This is a genomic window from Asanoa sp. WMMD1127 (assembly GCF_029626225.1).
Lineage (GTDB): Bacteria > Actinomycetota > Actinomycetes > Mycobacteriales > Micromonosporaceae > Asanoa.
In genome coordinates, this window is the sequence record NZ_JARUBP010000001.1 from 3,589,778 (window position 1) to 3,605,091 (window position 15,314).

General features: G+C 70.7%; 20 protein-coding genes. 17 read left to right on the forward strand and 3 right to left on the reverse strand.

Annotated elements, in window-relative coordinates; translation table 11 throughout:
* Positions 1–216 precede the first annotated feature (216 nt).
* The 4 genes from ffh to O7635_RS17095 all read left to right on the forward strand — a co-directional run bounded on the left by ffh (position 217) and on the right by O7635_RS17095 (position 4,023).
* Positions 217–1,770: a signal recognition particle protein gene (gene ffh / locus O7635_RS17080; RefSeq protein WP_278081419.1), complete on the forward strand. Its 1,554-nt coding sequence runs from the start codon at positions 217–219 to the stop codon at positions 1,768–1,770.
* Between the two features lie 68 nt (positions 1,771–1,838).
* Complete coding sequence (locus O7635_RS17085) at positions 1,839–2,429, forward strand: Uma2 family endonuclease (protein WP_278081420.1); 591 nt, start codon at positions 1,839–1,841, stop codon at positions 2,427–2,429.
* An 86-nt stretch (positions 2,430–2,515) separates the two neighbouring features.
* Positions 2,516–2,944 (forward strand): VOC family protein, encoded by a 429-nt coding sequence (locus O7635_RS17090; RefSeq protein WP_278081422.1) that lies wholly within the window; start codon positions 2,516–2,518, stop codon positions 2,942–2,944.
* Positions 2,941–4,023: an amidohydrolase family protein gene (locus O7635_RS17095; RefSeq protein WP_278085503.1), complete on the forward strand. Its 1,083-nt coding sequence runs from the start codon at positions 2,941–2,943 to the stop codon at positions 4,021–4,023. The genes O7635_RS17090 and O7635_RS17095 overlap by 4 nt, the downstream gene beginning before the upstream one ends.
* A gap of 10 nt (positions 4,024–4,033) precedes the next feature.
* Here O7635_RS17095 and O7635_RS17100 read toward each other — a convergent pair whose 3' ends face one another.
* The gene (locus O7635_RS17100) at positions 4,034–4,420 is read right to left on the reverse strand and encodes a carboxymuconolactone decarboxylase family protein (RefSeq protein ID WP_278081423.1); all 387 of its coding nucleotides are present in this window, start codon (positions 4,418–4,420) and stop codon (positions 4,034–4,036) included.
* Positions 4,421–5,224: 804 nt separating this feature from the next.
* Here O7635_RS17100 and proS point away from each other — a divergent pair.
* The 3 genes from proS to O7635_RS17115 are packed head-to-tail and all read left to right on the forward strand — an operon-like array spanning position 5,225 to position 7,951.
* Positions 5,225–6,631, forward strand: coding sequence for a proline--tRNA ligase (gene proS / locus O7635_RS17105; RefSeq protein WP_278081424.1), 1,407 nt, complete (start codon positions 5,225–5,227; stop codon positions 6,629–6,631).
* Positions 6,631–7,290: a DUF402 domain-containing protein gene (locus O7635_RS17110; RefSeq protein WP_278081425.1), complete on the forward strand. Its 660-nt coding sequence runs from the start codon at positions 6,631–6,633 to the stop codon at positions 7,288–7,290. The genes proS and O7635_RS17110 overlap by 1 nt, the downstream gene beginning before the upstream one ends.
* Positions 7,291–7,300: 10 nt before the next feature.
* Positions 7,301–7,951, forward strand: coding sequence for a DUF402 domain-containing protein (locus O7635_RS17115; protein WP_278081426.1), 651 nt, complete (start codon positions 7,301–7,303; stop codon positions 7,949–7,951).
* Here O7635_RS17115 and O7635_RS17120 read toward each other — a convergent pair.
* On the reverse strand, positions 7,948–8,364 hold the full coding sequence (locus O7635_RS17120; RefSeq protein WP_278081427.1) for a PIN domain-containing protein: 417 nt from the start codon (positions 8,362–8,364) through the stop codon (positions 7,948–7,950). The genes O7635_RS17115 and O7635_RS17120 overlap by 4 nt on opposite strands.
* Complete coding sequence (locus tag O7635_RS17125; protein WP_278081428.1) at positions 8,361–8,672, reverse strand: type II toxin-antitoxin system prevent-host-death family antitoxin; 312 nt, start codon at positions 8,670–8,672, stop codon at positions 8,361–8,363. Before O7635_RS17125 ends, O7635_RS17120 begins: the two co-directional genes overlap by 4 nt.
* 242 nt (positions 8,673–8,914) lie before the next feature.
* Between O7635_RS17125 and rpsP the strand changes: the two genes are divergently transcribed.
* From rpsP to O7635_RS17175, 10 genes are all read left to right on the forward strand, one after another.
* The gene (gene rpsP, locus O7635_RS17130; protein ID WP_278081429.1) at positions 8,915–9,397 is read left to right on the forward strand and encodes a 30S ribosomal protein S16; all 483 of its coding nucleotides are present in this window, start codon (positions 8,915–8,917) and stop codon (positions 9,395–9,397) included.
* Entirely contained in the window at positions 9,372–9,632 is a 261-nt protein-coding gene (locus tag O7635_RS17135; RefSeq protein WP_278081430.1) for an RNA-binding protein, read from the forward strand. Before rpsP ends, O7635_RS17135 begins: the two co-directional genes overlap by 26 nt.
* On the forward strand, positions 9,632–10,162 hold the full coding sequence (gene rimM, locus O7635_RS17140; RefSeq protein WP_278081431.1) for a ribosome maturation factor RimM: 531 nt from the start codon (positions 9,632–9,634) through the stop codon (positions 10,160–10,162). The genes O7635_RS17135 and rimM overlap by 1 nt, the downstream gene beginning before the upstream one ends.
* Positions 10,162–10,902, forward strand: a complete 741-nt coding sequence (trmD, locus tag O7635_RS17145) for a tRNA (guanosine(37)-N1)-methyltransferase TrmD (RefSeq protein WP_278081432.1) — start codon at positions 10,162–10,164, stop codon at positions 10,900–10,902. Before rimM ends, trmD begins: the two co-directional genes overlap by 1 nt.
* A gap of 155 nt (positions 10,903–11,057) precedes the next feature.
* Positions 11,058–11,414 carry a 50S ribosomal protein L19 gene (gene rplS, locus O7635_RS17150; protein WP_278081433.1) on the forward strand — a complete coding sequence of 119 codons (357 nt, stop codon included), beginning with the start codon at positions 11,058–11,060 and terminating at the stop codon, positions 11,412–11,414.
* 195 nt (positions 11,415–11,609) lie between these two features.
* The gene (gene lepB, locus O7635_RS17155) at positions 11,610–12,428 is read left to right on the forward strand and encodes a signal peptidase I (protein ID WP_278085504.1); all 819 of its coding nucleotides are present in this window, start codon (positions 11,610–11,612) and stop codon (positions 12,426–12,428) included.
* Positions 12,425–13,078: a signal peptidase I gene (gene lepB, locus O7635_RS17160; RefSeq protein ID WP_278081434.1), complete on the forward strand. Its 654-nt coding sequence runs from the start codon at positions 12,425–12,427 to the stop codon at positions 13,076–13,078. The genes lepB (O7635_RS17155) and lepB (O7635_RS17160) overlap by 4 nt, the downstream gene beginning before the upstream one ends.
* Before the next feature lie 165 nt (positions 13,079–13,243).
* The gene (locus O7635_RS17165; RefSeq protein ID WP_278081435.1) at positions 13,244–13,702 is read left to right on the forward strand and encodes an NUDIX domain-containing protein; all 459 of its coding nucleotides are present in this window, start codon (positions 13,244–13,246) and stop codon (positions 13,700–13,702) included.
* 6 nt (positions 13,703–13,708) lie between these two features.
* Positions 13,709–14,476, forward strand: coding sequence for a ribonuclease HII (locus O7635_RS17170; protein ID WP_278081436.1), 768 nt, complete (start codon positions 13,709–13,711; stop codon positions 14,474–14,476).
* A 510-nt stretch (positions 14,477–14,986) separates the two neighbouring features.
* The gene (locus O7635_RS17175) at positions 14,987–15,310 is read left to right on the forward strand and encodes a DUF2469 domain-containing protein (RefSeq protein ID WP_007075222.1); all 324 of its coding nucleotides are present in this window, start codon (positions 14,987–14,989) and stop codon (positions 15,308–15,310) included.
* Positions 15,311–15,314: the final 4 nt, after the last annotated feature.

Here is a 15,314-nt window from a genome sequence, read left to right on the forward strand (position 1 = left end):
CGCGTCCCTCGATCGCGGGGTAAGGGTGACCGGCGGCGGACCTGGCAAGCGACGCGTCAGCGAGCGGGCCCCGGCGGGAGCGACGGTCGTGCCCACCACGGACCCGGGACCGGAACCTGCTCGTGCGGATCGGCCGTATGGCGGCCGGCCGGATACCCTAACTAGGGTCCTTCCGGCCTGCTTCGCCCACCGAACTATGACAAACGGGATGTTTACGTGTTCGACACCCTGAGCGACCGCCTCAACGGGATCTTCACCAAGCTCCGTGGCAAGGGGCGGCTGACTGATGCCGACATCGACGCTACGGCGCGCGAGATCCGGTTGGCGCTGCTCGAGGCCGACGTGGCGCTGCCGGTGGTCCGGGCGTTCATCGGGCGGGTCAAGGAGCGGGCGCGCGGGTCAGAGGTGTCCCAGGCGCTCAACCCGGCGCAGCAGGTCATCAAGATCGTGCACGAAGAGCTGGTCAACGTGCTGGGTGGCGACACCCGGCGGCTCCAGCTGGCCAAGCAGCCGCCTTCGGTGATCATGCTGGCCGGTCTGCAGGGTTCCGGCAAGACGACGCTGGCCGGCAAGCTGGCGCGCTTCCTCAAGGGGCAGGGGCATCAGCCGCTGCTCGTCGCAGCCGACCTGCAGCGACCCAACGCGGTGACGCAGCTCCAGGTGCTGGGCGAGCGGGCCGGGGTCGAGGTCTACGCGCCGGAGCCGGGCAACGGGGTGGGCGACCCCGTGCAGGTGGCGCGGGCGTCGATCGACCACGCCAAGCGGGTCGCGCGCGACATCGTCATCGTCGACACCGCCGGCCGGCTGGGCGTCGACCAGGAGATGATGGCGCAGGCCGCGCACATCCGCGACGCGGTCGACCCCGACGAGATCCTTTTCGTGATCGACGCCATGGTCGGTCAGGACGCGGTCAACACGGCCGAGGCGTTCCGCGACGGCGTCGGCATCACCGGCGTCGTGCTGTCCAAGCTGGACGGTGACGCCCGCGGTGGCGCGGCGCTGTCGGTGCGCGAGGTGACCGGGCAGCCGATCCTCTTCGCGTCCACGGGCGAGAAGCTCGAGGACTTCGACATCTTCCACCCGGACCGCATGGCGAGCCGGATCCTGGGCATGGGTGACGTGCTCACGCTGATCGAGCAGGCCGAGCAGGCCTTCGACGCCGATCAGAAAGAGAAGATGACCGCCAAGCTCATGGGCGGCGAGCAGTTCACGCTCGAGGACTTCCTCGACCAGATGGTGGCGATGCGGCGGATGGGCCCGATCGCCAACGTGCTGGCCATGATGCCCGGCATGGGCCAGGTCAAGGACCAGCTGGCGGACCTCGACGACAAGCACTTCGACCGGGTGACCGCGATCATCCGCTCGATGACGCCGATGGAGCGGGTCAACCCGAAGATCATCAACGGCTCGCGCCGGGCCCGCATCGCCAACGGCTCCGGCGTCACCGTCATGGACGTCAACCAGCTGCTCAACCGCTTCGCCGAGGCGCAGAAGATGATGAAGCAGATGGGCGGCATGATGGGCCTGCCGGGTTCGCGTCGCAAGGCGACGAAGAGCCCCAAGAACAAGCGCAAGGGCACGAAGGGCGGCTCGCGCCCGCGCCCCGTCGGCGGCATGCCGGGCGGGATGCCGGGTGGCTTCCCGGGCGGAATGCCGGCCGGCTTCGACCCGACGGCCCTGAGCGGCGACGGGGCCCAGGGGCTGCCGCCGGGCTTCAAGCTGCCGAAGATCGACTTCAACAAGCTCCGCCGCCAGGAGGACGACAAGTAGCCGCTTCGGGACAGCGGGCGATCATAGGAGCACCTATGGTGACGGGCGACCACTCCGAGGAGGAGCCCATGACCGCGGCACCGACCCTGCCCGAGCGGCGGGAGTGGACGGTCGACGACCTCGGCGAACTGCCGACGGACCTCCGCTACGAACTGATCAACGGAAGGTTGATCGTGGCGTCGCCCACCCACCCCCACCAGGACCTCTGCGTGCGCATACTGCTCGCGCTGGAGGCCAACTGCCCGGAAGACCAGTACTACGTCAGCCTGGACACCTCGCTGCGGGTCGATCGACGCAGCGAGCCGCGCCCGGACATCGCGGTGATCGTCCCGGACCACAACTCGACCAGCCCGATCCCCGTCGAAGACGCCATCCTCGCCGTCGAGGTGATCTCGCCGGATTCCACCTTCCGCGACCTCTACGACAAGGTTCGCCTCTACGGTCGGGCCGGAGTCCGGCGCTACTGGGTCGTCGATCCGCAGCGCGACGACATCACCTTGACCGAGTTCGTCCTCGCCGACTCCGGCGAGTTGGTGCCGTCGACGCACACGTCGGAAATCTTCACTACCGAGTGGCCGTGGAAGGTCACCATCGACCTGCCGGCCCTCACCACGCGATGGAAGTCGAAAGTCGCGCGCGACGTCCGGCACCGGGCTTAGTGCTGTCCCGGCCGACGACCGCGTCGGCCGGGGCACGCTGTTCCCGGGGGCAGGCCGATGTCGTACGGCGCATTTAGGATCGCCGGGTGGCATACGAGTTTCAGGTGACCGTCGACTGCGCGGAGCCGCATGTGTTGGCTGACTGGTGGGCCGACGCGCTCGGGTGGGATGTGGAGCCCCAGGACGAGGGGTTCATCCAGAGCATGATCGAGCAGGGGCATGCCACCGACGAGGACACCACGCGGCACAACGGGAAGCTGGTCTGGAAGACCGGCGCGGCCATCCGCCACCCCGAGGGGCTCGAGCGGGCGCCGCGCGTGCTGTTCCAGTGGGTGCCCGAGGCCAAGACCGTGAAGAACCGGATGCACCTCGACCTGCGTACGGGCGACGACCGCGACAAGGTCGTCGAGCGACTGCTCGGCAAGGGCGCCACCTATCTGCACGACGGCCGGCAGGGGCCGAGCGCCTGGGTGACGCTGGCCGACCCGGAGGGCAACGAGCTGTGCGTGAGCTGACGCCGCTGCACGTGCGCGGGGTGGTGCTCCCCGATGACACCACCCGCGACCTCTGGCTGGTCGGCGACCGGGTCACCTTCGAGCCGGTGGCGGGGGCGGAGACGATCAGCGAGGGCGGCTTCGTGCTGCCCGGCCTTGTCGACGCGCACTGCCACATCGGCATCGCGGCGGGCGGCGGGCCGATCTCCACCGTGGAGCAGGCGCTGGCCGCGGCGGTGATCGACCGCGACGCCGGCACGCTCGCGATCCGCGACGCGGGCTCACCTTTCCCTTACCCGGAGCTCGACGACCATCCTGACGCGCCGCGGCTGTCCCGCGCCGGGCGGCACCTGGCCGCGCCGAAGACCCACCTGCGCGGCATCCCGATCGAGTGCTCGCCCGAGGAGCTGCCGGCCGCGGCGGCCGAGCAGGCCCGGGCCGGCAACGGCTGGGTCAAGCTGGTCGGCGACTGGCTCGACCGGTCGTCGGCCGACCTCGGCCCCACGTTCGAGCCCGAGGTGCTGGCCGCGGCCATCGACGCCGCACACACCGCCGGTGCCCGGGTCGCGGTGCACACGTTCAGCGAGACGGCGGTGTCCACGCTGGTCCGCGCCGGCGTCGACTCGGTCGAGCACGGCACCGGCCTGTCCGTCGACGACATCGACGAGATGGCCCGCCGCGGCACGGTGCTCGTGCCCACAATGATCAACATCGAGACCTTCGACGACATCGCGGAGCGGGCGGAGGGCAAATTCCCCGGGTACGCGCAGCACATGCGCGACCTGCACACCCGCTTCCCGGAGGTCGTCCGCGCGGCCCACGAGGCCGGCGTCCCGATCCGCGTCGGCACCGACGCCGGCGGCGCCATCCCACACGGCGTCTGCGCCGACGAGATGCTGATGCTGCACGAGAAGGCGGGGATGCCGGCGACCGACGTCCTGGCCGCGGCGTCGTGGGCGGCGCGGGACTGGCTGGGGTTCCCCGGGCTCGTCGAGGGCGGGTTGGCGGATCTCGTGGTCTACGAGGCCGATCCGCGGGCCGATCTGCGCGTGGTCCGCGCCCCCAGCCGCATTGTGCTTCGAGGCCGGGTCATCCGCTGACCGGCGCTTGCTACTGGGCCTCGGGGCGTTCGGCGAAGACGGCCAGGGCGGTCTGGTACGAGTCGAAGGCGCGGGCCGCGCCGGCATAGGCCGCCAGGTGGATGAAGAGCTCGACGATCTCGTCCTTGGTCACGCCGCTCTGCAGGGCGATCCGGAGCTGGCCGCGCAGTGGTTCCTGCGTGCCGAGCGTCGCCGCGATCGTGACCGAGATCAGCACCCGCGTGCGGTCGTCAAGGCCCGGGCGGCTCCAGGAGTCGCCGAACGTGTGCTCGGTGGCCAGTCGCCGGAACTCCGCGCCCGACGCCGGCTCGCCCGGCCCGAGCGGCAGGTCCAAGGGCTGGCCGAGGAGCCGTTCCGCGGTGTCGAGCGCCTGCCGATGCCGGTCAGATGTCGTCATTCACGTCAGCGTAGGTTCATGATCACGGCTGTGGGCCCGGTTTGCCCGAGCCAACGGCGGACTCCGGCGGCCTGATTGCTGTTCGGCCGGCGCGATGCTGGCCCACCGGCCCGGCCCTGGGGCAGACGGACAGGCCAGCCGCGCCGCGCATATCGCGCCGAGTGGGATCGCGCCGAGCGGGATCGCGCCGTGCGGGTCGCGCTTCGTGCTTCGTGCCGCGTGGGTCGCGTCGGGCAGAGCCGCGCCGCGCATGTCGTGCCGTGCGGGTCGCGCTTCGTGCTTCGTGCCGCGTGGGTCGCGGCGAGTGCGGCCGCGCCGCGCGTGTCGCGCCGAGTGGGATCGCGCCGAGCGGGATCGCGCCGTGCGGGTCGCGCTTCGTGCCGCGTGGGTCGCGTCGGGCAGAGCCGCGCCGCGCAGGTCGTGCCGTGCGGGGTCGCGCCGTGCGGGTCGCGCTTCGTGCCGCGTGGGTCGCGGCGAGCGCGGCCGCGCCGCGTGGGTCGCGCCGCCCGGAGTAGGACTGCGCCAGCGCGCACATGCGAAAGCATGTAGCTACATGCTTTCGCATGTTGGCTCGCGGGAGCAGGCCTCGACCACCGCCGCGGCTGACCTTCACGTTTGATCACAAGCGCACTGAAGCCAACCGCGGACCTGGCAGGGCGGCCCCCTCGGGGCCGTCCGTTGCGCGCGGGAGCGAACGGTCGTGCCCACCACGGACGTGCGCAGGAAACGCCTTTGATCATGAAGGCCCAACACCAGCCGTTCCGGTCGCGGTGATCGAACGGCGCCTCGCTAGGATTCCCGGTTATGGCTCGCGTGCTTACTCCCCGTGCGGAGGACTTTCCCCGCTGGTACCAGGATCTGATCGCCAAGGCGCAGCTCGCCGACAACGGGCCGGTGCGCGGCACGATGGTGATTCGACCGGCCGGGTACTCGATCTGGGAGCGCATGCAGGCCGAGATGGATGCGCGGATCAAGACCGCCGGCGCCGAGAACGCCTATTTCCCGCTGTTCATCCCCGAGAGTTACCTCAAGCGCGAGGCCGATCACGTCGAGGGGTTCTCGCCGGAGCTCGCGGTCGTCACGCACGGTGGTGGCAAGCAGCTTGCCGAGCCGGTCGTCGTCCGTCCCACGAGTGAGACCGTCATCGGCGAGTTCATGGCCAAGTGGGTCGACTCCTATCGCGATCTTCCGCTGCTGCTCAACCAGTGGGCCAACGTCGTGCGGTGGGAGCTGCGGCCCCGGGTGTTCCTGCGGACCAGTGAGTTCCTCTGGCAGGAGGGGCACACCGCGCACGCCACGGAGGCGGACGCGCGCGACTACGCGCGCAAGATCCTGCACGAGGTGTACGAGGACTTCATGGTCGGCGTCCTCGGCATCCCGGTGGTGGTCGGGCGCAAGACCAACCGGGAGCGGTTCGCCGGCGCGACGAGCACCTACACGCTCGAGGGCATGATGGGCGACGGCAAGGCGCTGCAGATGGGCACCTCGCACGAGCTCGGCCAGAACTTCGCCAAGGCGTTCGACATCACCTACTCCGGCGCGAGCGGCGGCGTCGAGCACGCGTGGACGACCTCGTGGGGCACCTCCACCCGGATGCTCGGCGGTCTGATCATGAGTCACGGCGACGACAACGGCCTGCGGGTGCCGCCGCGACTGGCGCCGATCCAGGCGTACGTGATGGTCGTGAAGGACGGTGACGGTGTGGCCGCCGCGGCGCACAAGCTGCGGGACGCGCTCCGGGACGCCGGCGTGCGGGTCGGGCTCGACGACCGGGTCGACACCGCGTTCGGGCGGCGGGCGGTCGACGCCGAGCTGAAGGGCTACCCGGTGCGGGTCGAGGTGGGCCCCCGCGACCTGGCGGCCGGCAACGCCGTCGTCGTGCGGCGGTTCGACGGCAGCAAGACCCCGGTGCCGGTGGCCGACGTCGTCGGCCGCGTGCTGGCCGCACTCGACGAGGACCAGCAGAAGTTGTACGACGAGGCGTTGGCGTTCCGGCAGGCCCACACCGTCGAGGTGGCCACGCTGGCCGAGGCGATCGAGGCCTCGTCGACCGGTTGGGCCCGGGTGCCGTGGTCGGCGGTCGGCGTCGACGGCGAGGCCGAGGCCAACGGCCAGGGCGTCACGGTGCGCTGCCTGCTCCGCGCCGACGGCTCCGTGCCGGACTCGCAGGACGAGGCGGACCTGGTCGCCATCCTCGGCCGCTCCTACTGATGGGTTTCGAGCCCGGCAGCTTGATCGTCCATCGCAACGCCCGACGCGACCGCCTGGGCTGGGTGCGCCCCGCCCGGGTGGTCTCCGACGACGAGCGCGGCCTGCTGGTGTGGATCGCGCCCGGCTCCGTAGTCGCGTCCGAGGTCGCCGCCGACGGCCGCGGCATGCGGGCGATGCCGTTCGCCGAGTGGGTCACGCTGACCTACGGCGTGCGGCAGCATCCGTGGCTGGGCTACGGCGTGCTCAAGTTGCACCCGGTCGGCGAGGACCACTCGGTCTGGTGGTTCCGCACGGCCTCCGGTGAGTTCGCCAACTGGTACGTGAACCTCGAGGAGCGCGCCGTCCGCTGGGACGACGGTGGCCTGGCCGGCATCGACGTGGTCGACCAGGACCTCGACATCGTGGTCGAGCCGGACCGGTCATGGCGGTGGAAGGACGAGGACGAGTTCACCGAGCGACTGGCCTTTCCGGACCATTACTGGGTACGCGACGAGGCCGCCGTACGCGCCGAAGGTTGGCGGGTCGTCAAGCGGATCGAGGCGGGAGAGTTCCCGTTCGACGGCACGTGGTGCGACTTCCGGCCGGACCCGTCGTGGGTGACGCCGGCGGCGCTGCCGGCGGGCTGGGACCGGCCGGTAGCGGAGCGGTTCTCTCCGTAGGCTGCCCCACATGGGTTTCGCTCCGGGCCGCGCGGTGGTGCGGCGCTACTGGCGTGGCGGTCGGATCAGCTTCGTGAGCTCGATGGTGGTGGTCGCCGACGACGACCGCGGCCTGCGGCTGTGGCAACCGGCCGGCACCACATTCTGGCGGCTGATGACCCCCGACGGCCGCACCCACCACGACGGCACGATCGACGAGCTCGGCCCGATGGAGCTGACGCCGCAGCCCTGGCTCGGCGGTCCGATCATGCCGTTCCACCCGGCCGACGGCTCGCCGTGGTCGGTCTGGTGGTTCTTCGACGAGCACACGGGCGACTTCGCCGGCTGGTACGTGAACCTGGAGGACCCGTTCCGCCGCTGGGACGACGGCGCCCTGGGCGGCATCGACACCGCCGACCACGCGCTGGACATCCGGGTCGCCCCGGACGGGTCGTGGCAGTGGAAGGACGAGGACGAGCTGGCGGACAAGACGGGCCACCGTGACTACTGGGACGCGGCGGGCGCGGCCCAGATCCGCCACACCGGCGAAGCGGTCGTCGAGCTGATCGAGGCGGGCAAGTTCCCCTTCGACGGCACCTGGTGCGACCTCCGCCCATCCCCGTCGTGGCAGGTCCCGAGCGATCGCCCAGCCGGCTGGGACCGCCCGCGCCAGGTCGGCTAAGCGGGCGACGCGGTGCGCAGGCCCGCCGCCTCGGCCGCGACCATCATCCGCTTGTCATAGGTGATCACGTGGTCGACCGCGGCGCCGGCGACGGCCGCGGTGGCCACGTGGATGGCGTCGAGGGAGCGCAGCACGGCCGGCGGAAGCTGGCGCGCCGCGTCGAGGACGTCGTGGGTGGTCGCGATGGCCGCGATGGTGGCACCACCGACACGTACGCCGGTCGAGTCGGGCACCGCGGCCGCGGCCAGGCCCGGCTCGTCGACCGCCAGCAGGGCGCGGGCGGTTTCGACGGTGGCGATCGCCGACGTGACGAAATCATGCTGGCCGTGCGCCGCGATGTGCGCGACAAGCGCCGCCGTTTCGGGCTCCGGCCGCAACAGTTTGAGGATGGCGCTGGTGTCGAGATAGATCATGGGCGTTCGTCCTCGCGCATCTCCTGCAAGGCCTCGTTGGCGGTGCGGCCAGGCGGGGCTTGGCCCAGCCGGCGGGCGGCGTCGGCGAGGTCGCTTCCTTTGGCGTAGCCCTCGGGCGGGGGTGGGGCCACCACTCCGTCGCGGATCCAGCGCGCCATCGTGCGCTGTGACCGGTCGATCGGAATGATCTCGGCGATCGGCTCGCCGTCGCGGGTGATGGTCAGTCGCTCGCCATGCTCGACGCGGGTCAGAACGGCGCCGGCATGGCGACTTAGGTCTCGAGCTGTGATCCGCGCGGGCTCGCTCATGTCTGACATTCTGTCATCCCGTCTGACAGAGCGTCAAACACCTCGGCGGTGCCGAAAGTCGATGCGGTTCCCACCCGCCGTATGCGTCCGCTTCCCGTCTGGCAGAATGGTCTGTTGGTATCCGGCGTGCGCCCGGCGCCCTCTACCCCGGGTGCGTCGCCAGTCCACCGAACGGCCTCGACGCAAACCCCACTGCGTCGTCCGGCCGGTCACCCACGTATCGCAACAGGAGCGAACTGACTGTGGCCGTAAAGATCCGGCTCCTGCGGATGGGGAAGATCCGCAACCCGCAATACCGCATCGTCGTCGCCGACTCGCGCACCAAGCGTGACGGCCGCGCGATCGAGTACGTCGGCATCTACCACCCGAAGGAAGAGCCCTCGTTGATCGAGGTCAAGTCCGACCGGGTGCAGTACTGGCTGTCCGTCGGCGCCCAGCCCAGCGAGGCCGTGCAGCGGATCCTCGAGCGCACCGGTGACTGGCAGAAGTTCAAGAACCTGCCGGCCCCCGAGCCGCTGAAGGTCGCCGCCCCGCGCGCCGACCGGCGGGAGGCCTACGAGGCCGAGGCGCGTGCCGCGGCCGGGCTGAGCGAGGCGCCCGCGCCGACCAAGGCCACGAAGAAGGCGGCCAAGGCCGCGGAGCCGAAGGCCGAGGCCCCCAAGGCCGAGGCGGAGGCACCCAAGTCCGAGGAGCAGGCGGTTGCGGACTCAGGCGAGCAGGCCTGACGTGGCACTCCGGCCCGCGCTGGAGCACCTCGTCAAGGGCATCGTCGACCACCCGGACGACGTGCGCGTCCGCATGGTCGACTCCCGTCGCGGCAAGCGGCTCGAAGTGCGCGTCAACCCCGAGGACCTGGGCACGGTGATCGGCCGCGGCGGGCGTACCGCCAAGGCGCTCCGCCAGGTCATCGGCTCGATCGGCGGCCGGGGCGTCCGGGTCGACATCGTCGACGCGTACTGATGCTTCTCGTCGTCGGCCGGATCGGCCGGCCACACGGCGTACGCGGTGAGGTCACCGTCGAAGTCCGGACCGACGAGCCAGAGCAGCGGTTCGCCGCCGGATCGGTGCTGGTCACCGATCCGGCGGCGGCATCCGTCGCGGCGGTCGTGCCGTCGACGTTGACCATCGAGGACGTGCGCTGGCACCAGGGTCGCCCGTTGGTGCTCTTCGACGGGTACTACGACCGCGACATCGTGGAGAACCTGCGCAATGTGCTGCTCTGCGTGGACTCCGACGAGCTCGACGCACCGGAAGATCCGGACGAGTTCCTCGACCACCAGCTGGTCGGGTTGTCGGCCGTGAGCCCGGACGGCGCCGTGCTCGGCACCGTTTCCCGCATCGACCACGCGCCGGCCTCCGACCTGCTCGTGCTGGCGCTGGCCGACGGGCGTTCGGCGCTCGTGCCGTTCGTCAAGGCCATCGTCCCGGAGGTCGATCTCGCCGGCGGCCGCGTCGTGGTCGACGCGCCGGAGGGCCTGCTGGACCTGTGATGCGGGTCGACGTCGTCACGATCTTCCCCGACTACCTGTCGCCGCTGTCGCTCTCGCTGATCGGCAAGGCCCAGGCGGGCGGGTTGCTCTCCGTGGCCGTGCACGATCTGCGGACCTGGACCTCCGACGTGCATCGGACAGTCGACGACACGCCGTACGGCGGTGGGCCCGGCATGGTGATGCGGCCAGAGCCGTGGGGACAGGCGTTGGACGCGCTGGCCACGCCGTCGTCGCGGCTCGTGGTGCCGACGCCGGTCGGTGCGCCCTTCACCCAGGCGACGGCGCACACGCTCGCCGCCGCCGAGCATCTGATCTTCGCCTGCGGCCGCTACGAGGGCATCGACCAGCGGGTCATCGACCACGCCGCGTCCCGGATGCCGGTGACCGAGGTCTCGCTCGGCGACTACGTGCTCTTCGGCGGCGAGGTCGCGGTTCTCGTGATCATGGAGGCCGTGGTGCGGCTGCTGCCGGGCGTGCTCGGCAACGCCGAGTCGCTGGCCGAGGAGTCCCACGCGGCGGGCCTGCTCGAGGCGCCGGTCTACACGAAGCCGCCGGTGTGGCGCGACCTCGCGGTCCCGGACATCCTCCGCTCGGGCGACCACGGCCGCATCGCCCGCTGGCGCCGCGACGAGTCACTGCGCCGCACCGCGACCCGCCGCCCCGACATGCTCGCGGGCCCGAACGCCCCCGACCTCGACAAGGCCGACCGCGCGGTGCTCGACGACGTCGATCAGGGGTGATTTCCGCTCCCGGTCGCCCATATGGCAAAGTAGTGAGGTTGCTTGCCGCAGCCGGCCGCGCCGTGGGCGGCTGCGAGGGTCCGTCGGAGTGGTGGCGGACCAGGATCACCCGTCGCATGCCGTCTCGGCGTGCCGTCATAGCCGAAGGATGAGCGATGAACACCCTGGACGCCCTCGACGCCCAGTCACAGCGGACCGACATTCCCGAGTTCCGGGCCGGTGACACCGTCAAGGTGCACGCCCGAGTCGTCGAAGGCGCCCGGTCCCGGGTGCAGATCTTCCAGGGCGTGGTCATCCGCCGCCAGGGTGCAGGCCTGCGGGAGACGTTCACCGTCCGCAAGATGAGCTTCGGCGTCGGTGTGGAGCGGACCTACCCGGTCAACAGCCCGGCGATCGACCGGATCGAGGTCGTGACCCGCGGTGACGTGCGGCGGGCCAAGCTCTACTACCTGCGTGAGCTGCGCGGCAAGAAGGCCAAGATCAAGGAGAAGCGCGAGAAGCAGCCGAGCTGACCGCTCGCTTTGGCGTCGCCGTCGCGTGTGGGGGCTAGGCTAGCCCCCACGAGGCCTCTCGATCGGGAACCGCCTCGGGAACAGTGCCGTCGCTCGGCGGCGGCGGCGCTTGGCTGACCCGGGGAGAGGCGCGGCGTGGAACGAGGCGACACCAGCCAGGAACGGCGGCGCCGGTTTCCCCGGCGCCGCGTGCAGATGCCCCTCTGGCAGGAACTCCCGCTGCTGCTGATCGTGGCGTTCTGCCTGGCTGTGCTGATCCGCAGCTTCCTGTTGCAGGCGTTCTTCATCCCGTCGGGCTCGATGGAGAACACTCTGCTCGTCGGCGACCGGGTGCTGGTCAACAAAATCGTCTACGACGTACGCGACCCCAAGCGCGGCGAGGTCGTCGTGTTCCGCGGGCCCGAGGCCTGGGCGCCGCAGCCGGTCGACGGCGGCGACCCGGGCATTTTCAGCAAGATGGGCCGCACGCTCGGCGACCTCATCGGCATCAGCCGCCCGGGCGCCAAGGACTTCATCAAACGGGTGATCGCGGTCGGTGGCGACCGGGTCAGCTGCTGCGACGACCAGGGTCGCGTGATGGTCAACGGCAAGGGCCTCGACGAGCCCTACATCTTCGACAACTCGCCGCTCGACGTGGCGCCGTCGCCGGGGCAGTGCCAGTCACGCAAGTTCGCCGAAGTGGTCGTGCCCGCCGGTCAGCTGTTCGTGATGGGCGACCATCGTGGCGTCTCGCAGGACGCGCGCTGCCAGGGGCCCGTCCCGGTCGACAACGTGGTCGGGCGGGCGTTCGTGATCGTCTGGCCGCAGGACCGGTGGGCCAACCTGTCGGCGCCGGATACCTTCGACGACGTCCCCGCGCCGACCGGTGGTGGGGCCGGCGGAGGATCACCAGCTCCGCCGTCATTGCCGGGAAAGGGAGACATTGTCCTCGCAATGCCAATCTTCGCGTCCGTCCTTTTTCTGGCGCGTTCCCGACGCGGACTCCCAGACCGGCAACGTAGGCTCCGTCCGTGATTGAGGAACAGACCCCCCAGAAGCCGCCGCGCAGCTCGTCGTTCTGGAAAGAACTGCCGATCCTGCTCGGTGTCGCGATCCTCGTCGCCGTGCTGGTGCGGGCGTTCCTGCTGCAGACCTTCTACATCCCGTCGCCGTCGATGGAGCACACTCTCGACGTCAACGACCGGGTGCTGGTCAACAAGATCGTCTACAACTTCCGGTCGCCCGATCGTGGCGAGATCATCGTGTTCCGCGCCCCGGACGAGTGGCGCAGCGGGCTCGACGACGAAGACTTCATCAAGCGGGTGATCGCCGTCGGCGGCGACCGGGTCGAGTGCTGCGACGAGCAGAAGCGGCTGCGGATCAACGGCCACTCGATCGACGAGCCCTACCTCTTCAACGAGAACGGCATCAGCGACCCCGCCGCCGACCAGCCCTTCGACTTCACCGTGCCGCAGGGTCGGCTGTGGGTGATGGGCGACCACCGCGCGGCGTCCGGCGACTCGCTGGAGCACTGGAAGCAGAGCGACGGCGACCCGATCATCTCCACGATCGCCGAGGATGCCGTGGTCGGGCGGGCGTTCGTCGTGTTCTGGCCCGTCGGCCGGGCGAAGTGGCTCTCGGTGCCGGAGACCTTCAACACGGTGCCGGCGCCGGCTGCCGGCTGAGCCCGCCGGGCGGTCCGTGGCTGCCGGACGCGCCGGGGTCGGCCCTTGCAGCGTGCCGGAAGCGGCGGCCAGTGGCCGGCGAGGCGGCCGGCGAAGCCGGGCTGTTCCGGCCAAGGCGGCCGGGGTCGGCGGTCGGGTTCGGGCGGGCGTGCCTAAGCTGGCTCGGTGACCGAGTTCCAGCCGCGCCGGGCCGCGCGGGTGTTGCTGGTCGACGACGCGGAGCGGGTGCTGCTCTTCCACGGCATCGATCCGGGGCGGCCGGACCACACCTACTGGTTCACCCCCGGCGGCGGCCTGGCGCCCGACGAGCCCGCGGCGTCCGGGGCGGCCCGCGAGCTCGAAGAGGAGACCGGCCTGGTCCGCGCGCCGGCCGATCTCGGCCAGCCGGTGTTCCAGGAGACGACGCAGTTCCCGTTCGACAACGTCTGGTACCGGCAGGAGCAGGAGTTCTACCTGCTGCGCGTGCCGACGTGGGTGGTCGACACGGCCGGCTTCGACCAGATCGAGCGCGACTCGATCACCGATCATCGGTGGTGGTCGATCGACGAACTGGAGCGTACGAAGGAGCGGTACTACCCCGACGAGCTCGCGGCCGTGTTGCGCCGGGTGCTCGGGAAGGACTGATCCGCTGTGCTGACACCACCGCGCACCGTCGTACGCCGGGAGGGTGGCCTCTATGCCCTCGAGCGTGCGTTGCAGCGGCGCGGTTTCCGTCACGTGGCCGGTGCCGACGAGGCCGGCCGGGGCGCCTGCGCGGGTCCGCTGGTGGCCGCGGCCGCGGTGCTGCCCGAGGGCAAGCGGGGTGAGATCAAGGGCCTGGCCGACTCGAAGCTGCTGACGCCGCTGGCCCGGGAGCGGATCTACGCCGAGGTGGTCAAGCGCGCTCTCGCGTACTCCGTGGTGATCATTCCGGCCGCCGAGGTGGACTCGCGGGGCCTGCACGTCTGCAACCTGCTGGCCATGCGCCGGGCGCTCGCGTCGCTGACGGTCGGGCCGGAGTACGTGCTGACCGACGGCTTCCCCCTCGACGGCATGGGCGTGCCCGGGCTGGCGGTGTGGAAGGGCGACCGGGTTGCCGCCTGCGTGGCCGCCGCGAGCGTGCTGGCCAAGGTCACCCGCGACCGGATCATGGTGGAGATGGACGGGCAGTTCCCGGACTACGGCTTCTCGGAGCACAAGGGGTACGTGACGCCCGAGCACAACGCCGCCCTCAGCGAGCACGGGCCGTGTGCCGAGCACCGGTTCTCGTACATCAATGTGGCCAATGCCTCAGGCCGCGACTCCCGGCCACCGCGCAGCCGCCGGCCGCGGGCGCTGACGGATCCGTCCAAGCTGGGCGGTGCGGTAGTCCCGGATCTCGACCCGGCCGAGGTAGCCGCGGAACTGCCTGGATCTTGACCTGGTTGAGGTGGACGCGGAGCCGTCTGGATCTTGACCTGGTTGAGGTGGTCGCGGAGCTGCTTGGACCCGGACCTGGCCGAGGTGGCGGCGGAGCTACTTGGACCCGGACCTGGCCGAGGTGGCGGCGGAGCTGCTTGGACCTTGACCTGGCCGAGGTGGCGGCGGAGCTGCCTGGATCTTGACCTGGCCGAGGTGGCCGCGGAGCTGCCTGGATCTTGATCCTTTGTGGTTTCGGTCACTGGGCCGGTCCGGTCGCCGGGCGGGCGCGATCGGGGCGGTCCGGGCGGTGCCTCCGATCTGGATTGGAGGGTCCGTTCGGCCGCGATCCGGGCGGCTGATCTTGGGATATCGGCGCTCGCGGGACGGTCGTACGGGTGACGTTTCGGCCCGTCCGGATCCGGTAGGGCGCGCGGAGCCCCCAGGGGGTACGGTCGGCGTGGCGTCCGGCGAGCGGGTACGGCCGCCCACGCCGGTGGGGGAAGATGGTGCCATGAAGGGCGGAGAGCGATGAGCGCAGAGGATCTCGAGAAGTACGAGACCGAGATGGAGCTGCAGCTCTACCGGGAATACCGCGATATCGTCCGCCAATTCTCCTATGTCGTCGAGACCGAGCGCCGCTTCTATCTGGCCAACCAGGTCGACCTGCACGTGCGCAACTCCGACGGCGAGGTCTATTTCGAGGTCGAGATGCACGACGCCTGGGTCTGGGACATGTACCGGCCTGCGCGGTTCGTCAAGAATGTCCGGGTCATGACCTTCAAGGACGTCAACGTCGAAGAGCTTGAGAAGCCGGACATCTCGCTGCCGGCCGATTCGGGCTTCGGCGGTTGATCTT